We start from the raw sequence: 16,235 nt of genomic DNA, 5'->3' as shown, positions 1-16,235 counted from the left end.
CACATAAGCATTAAACTGGAAAAATATCGTCGACAAGTTTATAGGTTTCGATGAATCTAAGGCCAGAGGAACCTTTATCTCTAGTGATTTCTTCATAAATATCTTCTAAATTTTGGGCAGGTGCTAGCATCCAAAGACTAAAAGGTCTAAGTTTCACCTGTCCAATTTTTTCAATATTTTCTAATAATTGCCCTAAATCTTTGTGATTGAACCAGCAGTCTGTAACGAGAGCAAACTTTGTATTGTCCATCTTACAGGAGATATGACTGGTCAAAAAATCATCGATGGTGGGCTTTTTTATCTGTAAAAGGCGCGTGCAAGCCAGATGGTACTCAAGCTCTCTAGGACTCTGATCAACCATAGATACAAAGACAAGACCATACTCATCTTGGAACTTAACAGCAAGGAGATCCCCTTCTTCAAAATAGGGTTTACGTTTAGTTTTGGCTTTAGGGACCTTTAGAGGCCTAGGATTTTCAGTTTGCAACTGGATAGCAAGTTTTTCCAAGACTTTTTGCCTTTGCTTCAAAGCCTTTGGATCTATTTCCAACCAAAATGGATCAGCCCCTTTTCTGAGAAGCTCCAAGGTTTTATCTCTGATATCGTCTGTCAGGTGACCAATCTTCCACAGTGAATAGGCAAGAGCAGTCCAATAAATCTCTGTAAAAAAGTCAGTTTGACAGTAATCTTTCTCTGCATCTAGGATATCCTTGATAATATTGGACACATGATCACCGTCTCTATAGCGACCAACTACCTCATTGTAAATGTCATACCCTTGATCACTGTCAATGATTTTAACGCCATCAATAGCCATTCTCAACTCCTAATGCTCAATCGACATCTTATTTCTAAATCTCAACGCTTATTTAATCTTATGCTTGTTCATTTTTTCTTGGAAAATATCTGTAAGAATTTGGCGCAATTCTTGAGCTTCCTTTTCAGGAAGTTGGCCTTCTTGTTCAGCAACGGCATACAACACTGGATACTCGATCGAGATTCTCTTAACAGTACGTGTAATGGCATGTTTTCTAACAAAAAATGGAATTCGTTTAATCATATCTTGAGGAATTAAAGCGATAATCTTATCGGCAGTTTCCTTGTCGTTCAGCTTAGAGAAAGTTAGTCCCTTTTTAATCATTTCTTGTTCTTTTTCTGTAAAATCTTTAATATCCATTGTGTCTCCTTATGACTATTTTATTTACTACTATTATACTATTTTTTTAATTGATCGAATGAAAAATCTCTATAAATCCTCTCTTTACCAAGAACGGAATCTGTTGTAACAGGTAGTTTTTTCAGCAACTCTTGGATATCAATATCTTTGGGAAGAGGATTAAATTCTCCCAGACTATTTTCCTGAAGGTGTGCTGCAAAGATAAACTCTCCCTTTTCCCAATCCATAGCACAATCATTGATAAGATCTACCGGCGACAGGTCCAGCAGTTCTTGCTCTTGCGCTATAAAAGTCTCGTAGAGCAGTTCAAAAATAGCTTCCTTATCAATTTTTACAACTCTTAATGTATGTTCATCCATGCTTGCTGTCCTCTAATCATATTTATTTATCATCTTCTGTCACTTGGCAAACTTCTGATTTGTAGAGATTTTCCTTTAAACCACACTTCAACTAATCAAAACCGGTTAATAGACTATTTCCTACTATTCCTAAAGTTACAATAATAATGCCCAAAAGACCTAGAAGATTTGGAAAGCTATCACCTAGGAAAAAGCAACCACCCAAAAGAGTAAAAAGTACTTCCCCTGCCTGAGTTGCTTCTATGACTGCCAGTTGCTTATGATTGTGCTTGACTAAGTTTGTCGCTTCAAAAAAAAGTAAAGTTGCAACAACACCTGAAAAAATTGCAACAATGAGAGATTGCAACATTTGGGAACTGGATGGCAATCCTGTATCAAATCCAGCATATAGGGAGACGCATAGCCAAAAAGGAGTACTCATCAGGATCATACCAAAAACACGCTGACTAGTAGTTAAACTATCTTGCTGACAATGTTCCAACATTTTTCTATTCCCCAAAGGATAAGAAAAAGCTGCTAGTAAAATCAATAGACTAGCAATAAGAACTCCATTTCCCATACCACTATGAAAATAAGGGATCTGAATGAGAATAATCCCCAATAATATAAAAAATGTCATACCTAACTGCTTTCCTGGAATTTTTTTACCAAAAAAAGGAGTCAAGAGTAAGCCTGCTAAAATAGTGATCTGCCATGTAGCCGCAACAAACCATGATTCACCATAAACAGAAGCCATGGAGAGTGGACCATAAAAAAGTCCAAAACCAACTGTACTCCAGAGAAACCAAGTCCATGGTGACTGACGAATATCTGCTAATACCGTAGATAATTCTTTCTTACGCCAAACAAAAAAAGTAAGTATTGGCAGAGTAAATAAATAACGGAGGCTTGCGCTCCACAACCAAGACCCACCTTCTAGGTTCATACTACGGTTAAAAATAAAAGTAAAAGCAAAAAAGAGAGCACCCAAAATACCATACCAGAGTGCTCTATAAAATTGTGATTGTTTCATAAATATATCTCCTCATATAAAACTATTCTATCTAATTGACTTAAACATATCGATAAAGTCTATAACTTTTATTTTTCCCATATAAACGTCTATCAATTACACTACTTTAAGTATATAATTTTTTAAAATTGGACCCATTTATCATTGTCCATAATAAATGGTTTCGCTAGACCTTCACCTGTATAGTTTTCATATTTTGTATCTAGATATTTGTAACAATCTTCCTTGGTCGCAAATTTAATGGCTTGATAAGGTTCCTCAAAGGTTAACTTTTCGACAAAGAGATAGCCATCCTCGCTTGGTACAAGAATACCAACATGGCCGATAAAGAGGGATTGCCCATCCAGATCATCATGAACGACTACGGATAGCATTCTTGCATGTTCATTAAACTTGAATTGAGAAAGGAAGTTTTCCATCTTAGCAGCATGGACCTTGACATCAGTTGTTGCTTCTGTCTTGACTCTTGAGAATAGAATATCAAAGGCATCCTTGTCTTCTGCACCAAAGACTTTTCCCTTATCAATAGCATCATTATCGACAAACAAAAGGGAATCATCTTTCTCTAACTTAGGAATTTCGATGGAATTTTTCAATAAACAATAACTGTTGATACGACAGTTGGTACCTACAAAATCACCTTTTTGGGAAGTCCAAAGATTGCTTATCTTTTCTACGTCATACTCGGTTTTGGTAAATGTAGAAAAATCTCCAGTTAAGCCAACCGAACCAACAGTATTGTTATAATCGTTGACAAGATTGAAAAATGCATTCACACTTTCTTTATCCAAATATGCAGCCAAGGCTTTTCTGACTTCTTCTTCACTGGGATTACTGTTCATATTGCTATAAGTAGCTTTCCAGGAAACTTGACCAGACTGTGTTTGAGTTACTGAGTTTTCCGTAGTAGCATCGCTTGCCTTTTGTGGTTGACTGCAAGCTACTAAGGTCAAAAGAAGCGTTGAGAAAAGGCCAATTTTTATCAGTCGATTGTTTTTTTTCATCAATTTATCTTTCTAAATATGTTTGGAGTTGCAAACACTTTTGGCGAGCAACTATTTTAGCAGCTCTTAGATAAAGTTAAGGTCATACAGGATCTTGCATCAATCTATTTTCACTCATTTCTATGGTCTTACACATAGGTCTTTTTTGTGGGTTCTAATACTGTAGCATTAGCTAACATTTCATCTCGCAGGATCTTGGAGTAAACTACCGGATTTTCAGTGATCTTGCGACAGTGGTCATATCCTTGCCAAATGTGAAATGTGGCATGAGGATACTTTTTTGGAAGAACTTTTTTAGCAGCTATCAAGTCGAATTCTTTTGAACCATAAAAGAAAACACAGCTTTTTTGTTCCTCTGGCGTAAGGTTAGGCAAATCCACAAATGCACAATCACGGGAAATATGTCTGATACTTTCTTCATCCATAGCAATGAAAGAATCCGCCATCATCTCTCCTTTTTCTCCATAAAGTGAAACCATCTTATGAACAACTATATCTCTATTTCGCAAGGCTTTTCTATGCTTTATTAACAATAAATACCTAGTAAATACATCTAGCAAAGGCGCATTTGTCCATAAACTAACCCCTTCAAAAACAAGTTTACCAAACCTGATGCCCTTGTAATTCAATAATTGCAGTAATACAACTCCACCCAAGGATGCACCAAAGCCTAAACGTAGGTCTTTTATCTGATGATTTTTTAGATAATCATAGATCATCTGGCTTTCCTTAAGAGCTGACTCATAAATATCCGAAGCTGATTGCCCATGCGCAGACAAATCCGGAATGATATATCTAAACTCTTGCCCCATCTGATCTGCAATGAGAGACTTCATCCCTTGAGCAGAAGATAACATAGGGTGGATTAACAATATCGTCTCTTTCTGATTAGAATTAAGATCAAGAATGTTCATTTTCAAACACCAGATTTCTTTCCATTTTTAGCCCTTTTCCTTAAAGAACTTATACCATCCATTTATGATTTATTCAGATAAATGCAACAATTATAATACCTTCACTTGAACCCCTTGCTTGTCGAAGGTTTTTTTGACTTGTTCAAAATTACTGCTTATGATAGTCGCTTGCTTAAGATTTGGAAACTGTTGCAGTTCTTTAAGGCTCACTTCATTTAGATCGAAACCATCATCTTCACCGTCCCACTGAGGTATCAGATTCATATAAATTTCATTTCCTCCATCCATATAGATTTCTTGGACTTGTTCAGCATATTTCTTAGGTATAGGAAGATTTATCATATAATCAAGTGCTGGCTGAATAATCTCCATACTTTCTGTGTCGATGTTCAACTCACTGGCTTCCTCTGCAAAATCAAAAATATTAAAAATAGGTTTCAAAACCTCTAAATCATACATTAAAACCTGGATAATGGCTAGTTTAAAATTTATATTGTCAAAGTGAAGCACTTCTCCATCAGTTGTTTTTAACTTGTAACTTTCCCGTTCACATTTTATCTCTGGAAAGTAGGAAATAGAAAGTGTGTCTGTGATCGTCTCTGTAATTCCATTAAAATTAGTTCCATAAGGAGTCCATAAAATCAGGTTAAAATCCCCTACTCTATGCCTATCAGAAAAGAAGTAAGGAGATTTTCCATCTGATAATACCACAGCTTGACATGGTTGCTTTGGCAATTCTTTATCTCCAGTCATAGATTTTACAATATCGCCATAGTAAAGGAAAACAGTAGAAATCAAATGTTCCTCATCAATGTAGGTCTTACATTTTTTTAAATGATTATTAATTGAGAAAGAATGTTCAAATACAATTCCAGCTTTATCATAAATGTATTTAATAAACTTATTATCTCTTTTGACAACCTGGTCAGGCTTCCCCAATACAGTTTCAATATCTTTCAAGGACAAAGGAAAAGCTAAGCTGGTTCCGTTAATAATCATTGAATTGTTGTGGAGATTGATTTCAAGTTTTTTGTGTGTTTTTTTCTTAAAAAAATGAAACATATTACTACCTTTTCTTAAGTTTCTTCCAGATAAATCTTGACTGCTTTGTATTCCTGCTCTTTAGCATAGGCAAATACTTCAGAATTTCTAATGTAGTCAAAAATATTTTCCTCTAAATCCTCATCCCAGGTTGATTCACTAAAGATTTGATTCTCACGACTAGCTTCATAGAAAATATCAAGATGTACTTGATAAAATTCTTCATCTTCATTTGGGGCTTGCCTTACCAACGATAGTTGAAACAAGGGCTTATCAGATATAGCTGTAAATGTCCCTGTTTCAAATAAAACCATCTCATCCTCAATAGGCTCACGACACAAGTCTTCAAAGATTGCTACCATATCCTCTAAGGGCATCTTATCGGTGATTCTTTCTCTTAAAAATTCAAGTGATTGCTTCATATTGCTCCTCTTTCTAGATAAATTTTCATTCTTGAAAATTTCTATTAAAAATAGAATCCTTACACCATTCATTATACTACATAAATAGAAAAAAAAGACTGAACCAGTGAGCTTTTACCTTGGTTTCAGTCTAGATTTTTTTATAACGAAAAAGTCTCTATGAAGACTCTATTTCAAATATAAACCATTAACTTAAAATTGATTAATTAGGTCTAAGTTTAATTAAAAGTAAGCATTTTCAATTTGCATCTCACATTCTTTAAAAATTCTCATGAGCGACTGCTTCAAAATAGTCATCCAGATGATGGTAAATAGACATATCTTCTTCTGTACCGTCTTTTAAAACTGCAAATACCTTCACTCTATCATCATTGACAAATATAAAGTTATGTTCTCCAAAATAAGCCTGAAATCCCTTATCTACTAAGGTCCAGAGTTCATTTTTTTTAAAACTGAAAATATCTTTTTTTACAAGATAGGTTTTCCCGATTTCCATTTTCATGATAGACCTTCTTTAAAATACTATAACTACCTTTTCTCTGACAGCAAGGATACTACTACCACATGATAATATTAATTAATTATTTATTACTTCCCATCCCAGGAAGGATCATCTGATATTTTAATATCACCTATAAACCATCGCTTCATCTTCTTTTTATCCTTAAAGGGATTGGGGTGGACAACGGTAAAAGTATGAATACTTGCATCTGGAAAATACAGTTCGACATTTAAGGACTGCTTGGGATTATCATTGACATAGGCTGAAAAGTAAATATGATAATGACCGCCCATATCACCACTATCATCATAGCCTCCTCGAGCAGTATTCGGCAAAATCGTCACAGACTTTACGTATTTTCCGTCATCTTTCAAATGGGTCATAATTTCACTCTTGATTGAGTCTTCATGATCAAGAATTAACTTAGAATTGTTGCTATATAGAAGATTACCATTACTTAAATTCCCATTGATAAAAAAGGGCAAACTCACAAGCAGAAAGGGGGACAAAATAGCGATGTATAGCCATTTATTGGATTTTAGCATGGATTTCCCTCTCTAATCATTTAATATTTGTTGAATGAAACTTTAATTAATAAATCATATTCATCATACTTTGATTTTTTAGATCCCAATTTGCATGATATAAACTAGTCAATTTTCTCTATGATGTTTCCAAGTTTATCCAAGATAAGATATGTGTTTATAGCGATTTAGATTCGAAATAAGATTATCAAGTAATCGTAATATGATTTTTCCAAAATTGATATTCCAACGTTTATATTATTCAGTCTTCTTCTTGTTCAAGTACCAACTAGGAATGATTCGCTTCATATCATCATACCATTCTAAAATTTCCTTAGCTTGATTTTGCATTACTGATATTTCTTCAGCTCCGTATGGTACAGCCCATGGAAGAGCACCAACTATGTTATTTACAATATAGATAGCAAGAAGTTTCCAAAATAAATCTGGAACCTTATGATCAAAATATCCATCTATCATACCAGAGGCAAAAGAAGGTGAAACTTGAGCAGACCATACAATACGATTGAATTCCTCCCAAGGATCTCCAAGGTCAAATCTATCAAAGTCAATGACATAAATTTTACGATCTTCACCAATCATGAAATTTCCGATATGATAATCTCCATGTTGAAAAACCTGAGGTCTGTCTTTTAACAATTCTCGATTTGCATTTAAAAAATCAATAAAAATCTGACCATTTTCGTATTGAACGGGGCATTCTTTGTATTTTTTGATTTTGTCATCAATTTTACTATTAAAAAAGGATTCCCAATCTTCACGAACTTCTGTAACAGGAAGAGAATGAATTTTTCGAAGGATACTTCCTGCTTCTACTCCGTAAGTGTATTGTTGTTCTTTTGAAACAGTTAAAATGGTTTCTCTTGCATCTTTCCCGTCTATCCATTCGTGTAAAGAATGCACTTCGTCATCACAGAGTTCTATGCTAATCGGTTTACACATCGGAACTCCAAGAGAAGCCACCTTCTCCATCATATCAAATTCAAATTTTTTAGAATCTAACTTATCCTTATCAGAAACACGCAAGAAATATTTTTGCTGATTTTGATCTGTCACACAATATTTTTTATCATCTGACCAGCCTTTATTTATGGTTATCTTACTACTAAAATCCATCAAGCACTCTCCGATTCATTTCACAACACTTTTTGCAGTTTTCACTAGTAACCTATCCAGTTCGTCTACACTTTAGTTACCTAGATCAAGATTTAGATAATGGAAACTAGTCAATTTTTTCTATGATATTTCCAAGTTTATCCAATACAAGACAGGAATGATCATTTAGTGGGATTACGGGAACATTAACGAGTTCTTCAGCTCTATCCTTATTAGCTTTATCATTCCATGAATCATAATGGACACTAATTAAAAACTGACTAAAAAGTCCCAACCCATTTTTAATCTTTATCTGATGATCTGAATTATCATTAGGTGAAACATAGACTTTTTCTCCTAATAATAGGGCTCCTGCAGAAAACCCTATAACTTTTGCCCCTTTATTCAGCATACGATCGATATAATTTTTGAACTGCTGATTGACGTAAGTAGCTAAATACTTTTCCGTATTTCCACCACCGATGATGATTAGATCAACATCTAAATAGCTATTAAAATCAATCTGCTCAGTGTCCAAAAGTAAGTAATCAGTGTTTAGATTAGGAAATTGAATTTGGAAAACTTCCGTGTACTTTTTCATATAGGGTTGCCAATTTTCTCGATAAACTGTAAAAATGACAATTCTTTCAATTTTCCTTGATGACACTATTTTATTAACAATCGTATGGTTTTTTATCGGCGGATTTCCACCCATCAAAAAAATTTGTTCTTTCAAGTTATCTCACTTTCTAAAGAAACATAAAGTTTAAACAAGTTTATTCACGTTTCGAAATTATAATTTTTTCTTAAAACATATTATTTTATTATTGACTGACTAAGATCGCACAAGTAATATTACACACTAACAACGAACTTTGAGTGACTACTGAATAGCATCCACTGCTTCTTTAACAAACTTTTCGACATCTTCAATCTCTATAAACGAAGGATCCAGGTGACACAAAAAGTGCCAATCTTCGGCGCCTTTTTTTCTATAGACAATCGCTTCGCCGTCTTCACTTCCGAAAAAGCTTCTGTCAACTTCATACCCACTGCCTTCTAAAAAGTCTTTTACCTGATGATACTTGGTTTCTCTTGCTTCGATATAAGCTTTGACTTCATCGTTATTAACGACATAGGCATCGATTTTTGAATACCCTTCGATTACTTGATCGTTTTTAACGGATATATTCGAAATCTCTTTCCAAATAATGTCCACATTTTCCTCAGAATCAAACGAAAATCTAGACAAGGGTACAATATTTCCGTTAAAGACAATTTCCATATAATCCGGCAAGTATTTTGGGTTCACATACTCCTCCTCAAACCCATCTTCTATTTCTAAAGTATATCCAGGAATTTGAGCTACAAAAGCTTTACCCTCCTCTAAAGAATCAAAAGCGACTAAATCTTTTGAATAATCAATTTGGTACAATTCCAATATAATCATCTATCATCCTCTAATCTTAACTGTTTCTATTAATTCTCATCATTTTTACGTTATTACTACCTCAGCCTGTGGTACTTCTGTTGAAAAATAAAAGTAAAACATTAAATTTTGTTAACCTCCTGCTTAAACTTTAATTCAGTATTTTATAATAACCTTCATAAAACCTTTCCCTCGTTACCACTTCACCAGTATATTTTTCTTCTAGAAGTTCATAAATTTCAATTGGTATAATCCCTTCTTCCGCCAAATCTTGAAGGAATGGACTGCATAGCCTCATCTCACCTTTACTCGATTGTTTTAATAAAATTCGATATATAGGAATCTTAGTTAATATATTATGGGTACTCTTTTTCATAACATTTATCTCCCCCACAAATTCGGATTGATGCGCAAACATTCTAGAAAAAATGATGCTATTTAATGCTTCTCTTAATTTTAGAAAAAGAGGTCAGTTCAAATCTGAACTTCAACCTCCTAAATGATTATTTTTCTTTGTAGCAGATAATGTATGCTTTGATGAAATCACTACCCACAACAATTGTTAACGGAACACTCAAAACAACTTCATAACTTTTGCCATTCTCGTGCTCTTGTCTTTCTTCAGGAGAGTATAGGTACATAGCTATTGAATAGGTGTTCCCAGCCTCCAAGTCAAGATCCATACTGATATTTTCTGATTTGATATTGATTGTTTTGTTCAATCGAGTCTCAGTCGTTTTATAAACTCCCTCGATTGTATATCTCCCTGGAACTAAAGCAACTACATTTTCTAGGTTTTCTCCAGTTATTGGATTAAAGTCAGCAAGATTCCGTCCATTAATTTTAGTTTTTGAACAGTATAAATAAACAATAGCTTTATCACTATTATCACTAACAAAGCTAACAGCTTTTTTCTTTCTATTGCTATATACAATCATAAATCCAACAAAAAGCAAGAGCCAAAGGACAAGAAAAAATATAATAATATAAGTTGAGTTCATCATATATCTCCTATATTTTCTTTACTTTTTAACTACATTATAGCACCAATCATTGAACAAAGCAAAAAGATATACTAAGTCCAAGTAATTGTTTTGGGACTTCTCTTTCCTCCCCTTTTTGTCACCTTAAAATAGGTGTTTTCACAAGCATTTTCATTTATATTAAGTAAACGAGATCACTAGAATAAATCTTTAATCAATAATTTTTATAAAGCGCTTGCTCATGACCTTACGTAATGATGTATAATATATATTAGGAGGGGAGAATAATGGCAAAAATCAGAGCAATCCCTGAAGGTTTTATGACAGTTGGGGAAGTCGCAAAGAAAATGGGAGTTACAGTCCGTACTCTACAATACTACGATAAAGAAGAATTGCTTTCTCCATCTGCAGAAAGTGAGGGGGGACGTAGGCTTTATACCGATAAAGATCTAGTCATGCTTCATCAGATTATATCCTTGAAATCACTTGGTTTTTCTCTGAATGACATAAAGGGGCGTTTGAACTCTTTGAAAACTCCAGCTGAAGTTGCAAATGCTCTTACAGAGCAAGCAGATGATATTCGCCAAAAAATAGAACAGCTTCAGGCATCATTGTCAGAAATAGAGCAGTTAAAAGTTGAAGTTTTACAAATACAGACGGTTGACTTTAAAAAGTATGCAGATATTATTGTCAATTTACAAATGAAGAATGAATCTTACTCTCTGATTAAACGTTTTGATGATGATACGCTGGACCGCATACGCAGTCGATTTGACAAGAAAAGCGGATCAGACTTTCTGGCCAGATTTAATCACCTGAGTGATGAGATTGTGAAGCTCCAAAAAGAAAAGGTGCCAGCTGATAGCGAACAATGCCAACAGGTTGTACAAGAATACTGGAGCTTGATCACGGAGTTTACAAATGGAGATATGACTATGCTTCCGAAGTTGTTGGAAATCGGTAATATTGACACCGCTACTAACGCTTGGGAGGAAAAGCAAAAAATCGTTAACTCATATTTAGAGCCCGCTTTGCAAGTTTATTTTTCAAGACTTGGAACCAATCCCTTTGAGGAGGTGTAGGCATGAAATACGCAATAGAGGTTCGTGGATTAGAGAAAAAATACGGAAGTAAGATGGTCCTAAAAGGTCTTAATTTTCAAATCGTAAAGGGAGAAATTTTCGCTTTGCTTGGTGTGAATGGTGCTGGGAAAACAACAACGCTTGAATGTATTGAAGGTCTGAGAAAATATGATGGAGGCTCTATTGTTGTAAACGGTAAAATGGGAATTCAACTGCAGTCATCTTCTTTGCCCGCTCATATCAAACCTATGGAAGCAATAAAGCTCTTTGCGAAATGGAATCAAACAAAAACTGATGATAACATGCTTAAAGCTTTGAAAATAAAAGAAATTGAGAAGTCACAATATCTGCAATTATCCACAGGACAAAAAAGAAGACTACATCTCGCCCTTGCACTTATCGTAAATCCCGATATTATTTTCCTCGATGAACCGACAGCGGGTCTTGATGTTGAAGCAAGACTAGCCCTCCACGAACAAATACGAAATCTCAAATCACAAGGGAAAACAATCATTTTAGCAAGTCATGATATGGCTGAAGTTGAGACCTTATGTGACCGCATTGCTATCTTGAACAGTGGAAAGATTGTCTTTTGTGGCACTCCTTCAGAACTGACCGACAAGGTTGGAAGAAGATATTATATCCATTTGAAGACTCAAGAAGCAGAGAAGTCTTTTGAAACGAGCAATATTGAGGATACATTAATTTCATTATTGAATGAATGCAAGCAGAAAAAAATCCAGATATTGGATATAAAGGTTGATCGTGGCAACTTGGAACAGCATTTCATAAAAATGGCAAGGAGGGAATCAGAATGAACTGTTATTTATATAGTCTAATATTACAGTGGAAATTAGATATACGAAGCAAATCTCTCTTAGTTACTTTCTATATTGTACCGCTTATTTTCTTTCTCATCATGGGTGGTATTTTTACTTCTGTTATGCCTGAAATGGGAAGTACGCTCATACAATCTATGATAGTCATGAGTGTCTCAATGGGGGCCTTTCTTGGCTTGCCACCTTCATTGGTTGAAATTTATGGAAGCGACATTAAAAAGATTTATAATGCTAATGGTGTCCCTATTTATTTAGGATTGCTGAGCATACTTCTCTCTGCCTTTGTTCATCTGATGATGACCAGCATTGTGATCCTGCTACTTGCCCCTATTTTATTTAAAGCAAGTCTACCGACTCAACTTCCATTTTTCTTACTTTCGCTAACCATCTATATTGTTGTATCATTGAGTATTGGAAGTATACTGGGACTTACTTTAAAAAACCAGGCAAAGCTAACCATGTTAGCTCAACTTGTATTTTTGCCTTCAATTATGCTTTCAGGGATTATGTTTCCAATTAGTTTGCTCCCTGATTTTCTTCAAGTAATAGGCCATGTTATTCCGGCTTATTGGGGATACCGTTTGATGTTAGATAATGGGCTTCGACTTGAAAATCTATGGTATTTGATTCTGCTATCTTGTATAGCAGTAATAACATGCATTTTACTAATGAATAAACAAAAATCTGAGTAAATACCTGAATAGAGCAAAATGGATTAATTACACCATTAATTTAAAAGCAAAAAGCGACGAGTTTATTTGTTATCTCGTCGCTTTGCTGTTTTTCAGTGGTCAAGCTCATTATTTGGTTAAGTTTGTTTCTGCCTTTTCTTCTCAAAAGGTGATAACTCTTTACCCTAGTATTTGCTCAACTTCCATAATCTTATCCTTCATAGTTTGATATTGACTGGCTAGTCTCCATTATGATATTGAAACTTCTTTCTCCCACCGTCTAAGCACATCTTTTAAAGGCTCATCTAGATATGTATAGACCTTTTCCTTAATCCAATCAGGAATTCCATAAGCTGCCTCTGCTATACTTCCTGTGATGGCAGCAAGAGTATCACTATCCCCACCAAGGGAAATCGCATTTCGAATCGCATCTTCAAAATCTGTACTTTCTAGAAAGGCAATGATTGCCTGAGGAACTGTATCCTGACACGTTTCATTGAAACGATACGTAGGACGAATTTCATCTAGTGATTGAGAAAGGTTATACCCATACTCTTGCTCTATGTGTTCCTTGATGCGTCTCTTGCACTCTATAGGGTTATCATTGATTGGTTGTTCATAATCCCCACAGTAACCTCCAAAGTAAAAGCGACACATAAAGATAGCATCAGACGTCGCCAAAGCTCCTTTGACCCCCTCTGGATGGTTATGAGTCACCTCTGCAGAAAGTCGTGCAAGAGCTCTTCTGGACGGCCAGGCTCCTGTTCTGGCACAGAAACTACAATCCATGACCCAAGCACAAGGAGAAACACGCATGGCAGAACCATTTCCAAAGCTATTATATGGTTCTCGATCGTTGCCCTCAACCCAATTACTAAATCTTGCACCGTAACCTGCATCAGGATACATCCTACCATATTTCTTCATGGCGTCAATAAAGTTATCCTTCTGACCGCCATTCATAATGGCTTCTGCAACAGCACAGGTCATAACCGTATCATCAGTGAAAAAACAATCATCCCTAAACAAGAGAAAATCCTTGGTTTTAATATTGTCCCATTCGTAAACAGAACCTACAATGTCTCCAATTATTGCCCCGAGCATAAGATTCCTCCTTTTAAGTTTTTATAATCCACTCTCAACTTCTCTAATATTCTTTTTTCTCCATAATTAAAATAGATATTTTTATAGCCATTCCTATGATAACAATACTGACAAAGACTATTCCAAGAAAGATCGTTACCCTCGAATTGTTTAAGAAGAACTCCACAACATTAGTCAGTAAATCTGATTTTGCTTTTAAAAGACTAGATAGAGCAAATACTATAAAGTAGGTTAAAACCATAATCAGCCTACCTTTTTCAGCACCATATTTAAGGATAAACGGTAGTTGAATAGCTGATATCAAAACACTTGCAACTAATGTAATTAGTGAGATAAATATGATATTATCTATCGACATCTCACTTTTAATTACCAATTGAACAAATAAACATACTGAACCGAATAGCCCAAACACAAATGCAAAAAACAATTTACTCAATACAAAGCTACTCTTTTTCATAGGCATTGAAAAGGCAAATTGTTCAAACTTTGATTTCGTATCATAACCAAAAGCGATAGCAGTTAAAATTAACGGTATCATTGTACAAATAAGCGGTATCATAAAAATTTCATTTTCATATACCCCATACACAACGAGTGCAATACAGAGAGTGATCGATAATAGTAGTGTTTTCTTTAAAGTAGCTATATCTTTTAATATCAATGCAGTCATTACCTTTTATCTCCTTTCACAACATAAATCATAATATCTTCGATAGACGGTTTTTGTAATCTGATTCCATCTGGAACAAGATTTCTTTTAACAAGTAACTCTTGTCCAAATGAGTGTATCCTTCTCCCAATTATAGCTTCCTCATCAAGGTTTTCAACTTCTTCATTAGATAAAGTACAGATACCATAGTTTTCTTTGAGTTCATCCTTTGGTTCAACAAAAAGAACTTTACCATCATTGATAAAAGCAATATAATCTGCCACCTTCTCTAAATCTGATAGGATATGTGACGATATTAAAATTGTATGATTTTCATCTTGCATAAAGTCAAGAAGAATATCTAAAATTTCCTCCCTTACAATCGGATCCAACCCACTTGTAGCTTCATCCAATATAAGAATTTCTGCATTATGAGATAAAGCTACTGCCATCGATAATTTCATTCTCATTCCACGAGAATAACTTTTAATAAACTGCTTTTCTGATAAATTAAATTTCTTTTTTAGTTGATAGAAAAAATCTCTATCCCACTTTGAATAAACTCTGGAACAAAATTTTTCCAAATCAACAAGTGTCATCTCTTCTGGCACTAGTAAATCATCAAACACTACTCCGATTTTATCTTTCAATTCAATACTGTTAGGATTATCATAACCTAAAATTTTAATTTCTCCTAAATCTTTCTTAAGTAATCCTAACAATAATTTTATAGTTGTACTTTTACCTGCTCCGTTTTGACCAATGTATCCGACGATAGTCCCTTTAGGAATAGACAAATCTATCGGTCCTAATGTAAAGCCATCAAACTTTTTAACCAAGTTTTTGATTTCAATAGCATAATCACTCATATTTCCCCTCCATGTAACTACTAAACATCTCCACCAACTCATCATTGGATACACCTGCAATTGCTGAAAGCTCAACAATATCTTGTAACTTTGATTCAATTTGTTTCAAATATTCTTCACGAATAAGCTCTTTGTTCTGAGCCGCAACAAAATTACCTTTACCTTGAACTGAATTAATGAAACCATCAAGTTCCAGTTCATCAAAAGCTCTTTTAGCAGTTATCATACTCACTCGTAGTTCTTTTGCTAAAAATCTGATTGATGGCAATTGCTCGCCAACCTTTAATTCTCCCGAAATAATCTGAGCTTTTATTTGATTTTTTATCTGCAAATAAATCGGATCATCATTTGAATTATTAATTTGTATATTCACACTCCATATCCTCCTAACTATCCAACTGTTATCTCTGTTTTATCTGTTTATATTATAGCATAACAGTTATATTAGTTCAATATTTAACAATCTGTATGAGTCATATTATCGTTTAAATTGATTACTTTTCGATTGTAATTTTTAATATAACAAAAAGCCTTG

At 34.5% G+C, this 16,235-nt stretch carries 22 protein-coding genes; 3 read left to right on the top strand and 19 right to left on the bottom strand.

The genetic code is table 11. The features are described 5' to 3' along the window. Positions 1-10: 10 nt before the first annotated feature. The 15 genes from PCY08_RS04740 to PCY08_RS04670 all read right to left on the bottom strand — a co-directional run bounded on the left by PCY08_RS04740 (position 11) and on the right by PCY08_RS04670 (position 10,501). Positions 11-817, bottom strand: a complete 807-nt coding sequence (locus PCY08_RS04740; protein ID WP_301559595.1) for a hypothetical protein — start codon at positions 815-817, stop codon at positions 11-13. A gap of 48 nt (positions 818-865) precedes the next feature. After that, complete coding sequence (locus PCY08_RS04735) at positions 866-1,177, bottom strand: hypothetical protein (protein WP_301559594.1); 312 nt, start codon at positions 1,175-1,177, stop codon at positions 866-868. Positions 1,178-1,215: 38 nt separating this feature from the next. Then, a complete protein-coding gene (locus PCY08_RS04730; protein ID WP_301559593.1) occupies positions 1,216-1,536 on the bottom strand; it encodes a hypothetical protein in 321 nt (106 codons plus the stop codon). A 91-nt stretch (positions 1,537-1,627) separates the two neighbouring features. Beyond that, the gene (locus PCY08_RS04725; protein WP_301559592.1) at positions 1,628-2,548 is read right to left on the bottom strand and encodes a multidrug resistance efflux transporter family protein; all 921 of its coding nucleotides are present in this window, start codon (positions 2,546-2,548) and stop codon (positions 1,628-1,630) included. Positions 2,549-2,670: 122 nt separating this feature from the next. Continuing rightward, complete coding sequence (locus tag PCY08_RS04720; RefSeq protein ID WP_301559591.1) at positions 2,671-3,552, bottom strand: DUF4300 family protein; 882 nt, start codon at positions 3,550-3,552, stop codon at positions 2,671-2,673. 128 nt (positions 3,553-3,680) lie between these two features. Continuing rightward, complete coding sequence (locus PCY08_RS04715) at positions 3,681-4,466, bottom strand: alpha/beta hydrolase (protein WP_301559590.1); 786 nt, start codon at positions 4,464-4,466, stop codon at positions 3,681-3,683. Between the two features lie 90 nt (positions 4,467-4,556). Further along, on the bottom strand, positions 4,557-5,528 hold the full coding sequence (locus tag PCY08_RS04710) for a hypothetical protein (RefSeq protein WP_301559589.1): 972 nt from the start codon (positions 5,526-5,528) through the stop codon (positions 4,557-4,559). A 14-nt stretch (positions 5,529-5,542) separates the two neighbouring features. Then, positions 5,543-5,929, bottom strand: a complete 387-nt coding sequence (locus PCY08_RS04705) for a hypothetical protein (protein WP_223141010.1) — start codon at positions 5,927-5,929, stop codon at positions 5,543-5,545. A gap of 259 nt (positions 5,930-6,188) precedes the next feature. Then, positions 6,189-6,431, bottom strand: coding sequence for a phosphohydrolase (locus tag PCY08_RS04700; protein ID WP_301559588.1), 243 nt, complete (start codon positions 6,429-6,431; stop codon positions 6,189-6,191). Positions 6,432-6,517: 86 nt separating this feature from the next. Then, positions 6,518-6,976 (bottom strand): hypothetical protein, encoded by a 459-nt coding sequence (locus PCY08_RS04695; RefSeq protein WP_301559587.1) that lies wholly within the window; start codon positions 6,974-6,976, stop codon positions 6,518-6,520. Positions 6,977-7,213: 237 nt separating this feature from the next. Next, positions 7,214-8,092, bottom strand: coding sequence for a phosphotransferase (locus PCY08_RS04690; RefSeq protein WP_301559586.1), 879 nt, complete (start codon positions 8,090-8,092; stop codon positions 7,214-7,216). A gap of 106 nt (positions 8,093-8,198) precedes the next feature. Then, positions 8,199-8,807 carry a Type 1 glutamine amidotransferase-like domain-containing protein gene (locus PCY08_RS04685; protein ID WP_301559585.1) on the bottom strand — a complete coding sequence of 203 codons (609 nt, stop codon included), beginning with the start codon at positions 8,805-8,807 and terminating at the stop codon, positions 8,199-8,201. A 147-nt stretch (positions 8,808-8,954) separates the two neighbouring features. Then, positions 8,955-9,521, bottom strand: a complete 567-nt coding sequence (locus PCY08_RS04680) for a hypothetical protein (protein ID WP_301559584.1) — start codon at positions 9,519-9,521, stop codon at positions 8,955-8,957. Between the two features lie 130 nt (positions 9,522-9,651). Then, positions 9,652-9,876, bottom strand: coding sequence for a hypothetical protein (locus PCY08_RS04675; RefSeq protein WP_301559583.1), 225 nt, complete (start codon positions 9,874-9,876; stop codon positions 9,652-9,654). Positions 9,877-10,003: 127 nt separating this feature from the next. Then, positions 10,004-10,501 carry a hypothetical protein gene (locus PCY08_RS04670; protein WP_301559582.1) on the bottom strand — a complete coding sequence of 166 codons (498 nt, stop codon included), beginning with the start codon at positions 10,499-10,501 and terminating at the stop codon, positions 10,004-10,006. Positions 10,502-10,770: 269 nt separating this feature from the next. Here PCY08_RS04670 and PCY08_RS04665 point away from each other — a divergent pair, with 269 nt between their 5' ends. From PCY08_RS04665 to PCY08_RS04655, 3 genes are read left to right on the top strand one after another with little or no spacing between them, the layout of a single operon-like run. Next, positions 10,771-11,565, top strand: a complete 795-nt coding sequence (locus tag PCY08_RS04665) for a MerR family transcriptional regulator (RefSeq protein WP_301559581.1) — start codon at positions 10,771-10,773, stop codon at positions 11,563-11,565. A 2-nt stretch (positions 11,566-11,567) separates the two neighbouring features. Beyond that, complete coding sequence (locus PCY08_RS04660) at positions 11,568-12,383, top strand: ABC transporter ATP-binding protein (protein WP_301559580.1); 816 nt, start codon at positions 11,568-11,570, stop codon at positions 12,381-12,383. After that, entirely contained in the window at positions 12,380-13,096 is a 717-nt protein-coding gene (locus PCY08_RS04655) for an ABC transporter permease (RefSeq protein WP_301559579.1), read from the top strand. Before PCY08_RS04660 ends, PCY08_RS04655 begins: the two co-directional genes overlap by 4 nt. Positions 13,097-13,324: 228 nt before the next feature. Here PCY08_RS04655 and PCY08_RS04650 read toward each other — a convergent pair whose 3' ends face one another. The 4 genes from PCY08_RS04650 to PCY08_RS04635 are packed head-to-tail and all read right to left on the bottom strand — an operon-like array spanning position 13,325 to position 16,073. After that, positions 13,325-14,179: an ADP-ribosylglycohydrolase family protein gene (locus PCY08_RS04650; RefSeq protein ID WP_301559578.1), complete on the bottom strand. Its 855-nt coding sequence runs from the start codon at positions 14,177-14,179 to the stop codon at positions 13,325-13,327. A gap of 43 nt (positions 14,180-14,222) precedes the next feature. Beyond that, complete coding sequence (locus PCY08_RS04645; RefSeq protein WP_301559577.1) at positions 14,223-14,852, bottom strand: ABC-2 transporter permease; 630 nt, start codon at positions 14,850-14,852, stop codon at positions 14,223-14,225. Next, the gene (locus tag PCY08_RS04640) at positions 14,852-15,700 is read right to left on the bottom strand and encodes an ABC transporter ATP-binding protein (protein ID WP_301559576.1); all 849 of its coding nucleotides are present in this window, start codon (positions 15,698-15,700) and stop codon (positions 14,852-14,854) included. Before PCY08_RS04640 ends, PCY08_RS04645 begins: the two co-directional genes overlap by 1 nt. Continuing rightward, positions 15,693-16,073: a GntR family transcriptional regulator gene (locus PCY08_RS04635; protein ID WP_301559575.1), complete on the bottom strand. Its 381-nt coding sequence runs from the start codon at positions 16,071-16,073 to the stop codon at positions 15,693-15,695. The genes PCY08_RS04640 and PCY08_RS04635 overlap by 8 nt, the downstream gene beginning before the upstream one ends. Between the last annotated feature and the right edge of the window lie 162 nt (positions 16,074-16,235).

Source organism: Streptococcus sp. SO4 (genome assembly GCF_030440055.1).
GTDB lineage: Bacteria > Bacillota > Bacilli > Lactobacillales > Streptococcaceae > Streptococcus > Streptococcus nidrosiense.
Note: the sequence above shows the minus strand (reverse complement) of the source record. Positions and strands in the feature narration are given on the sequence as shown.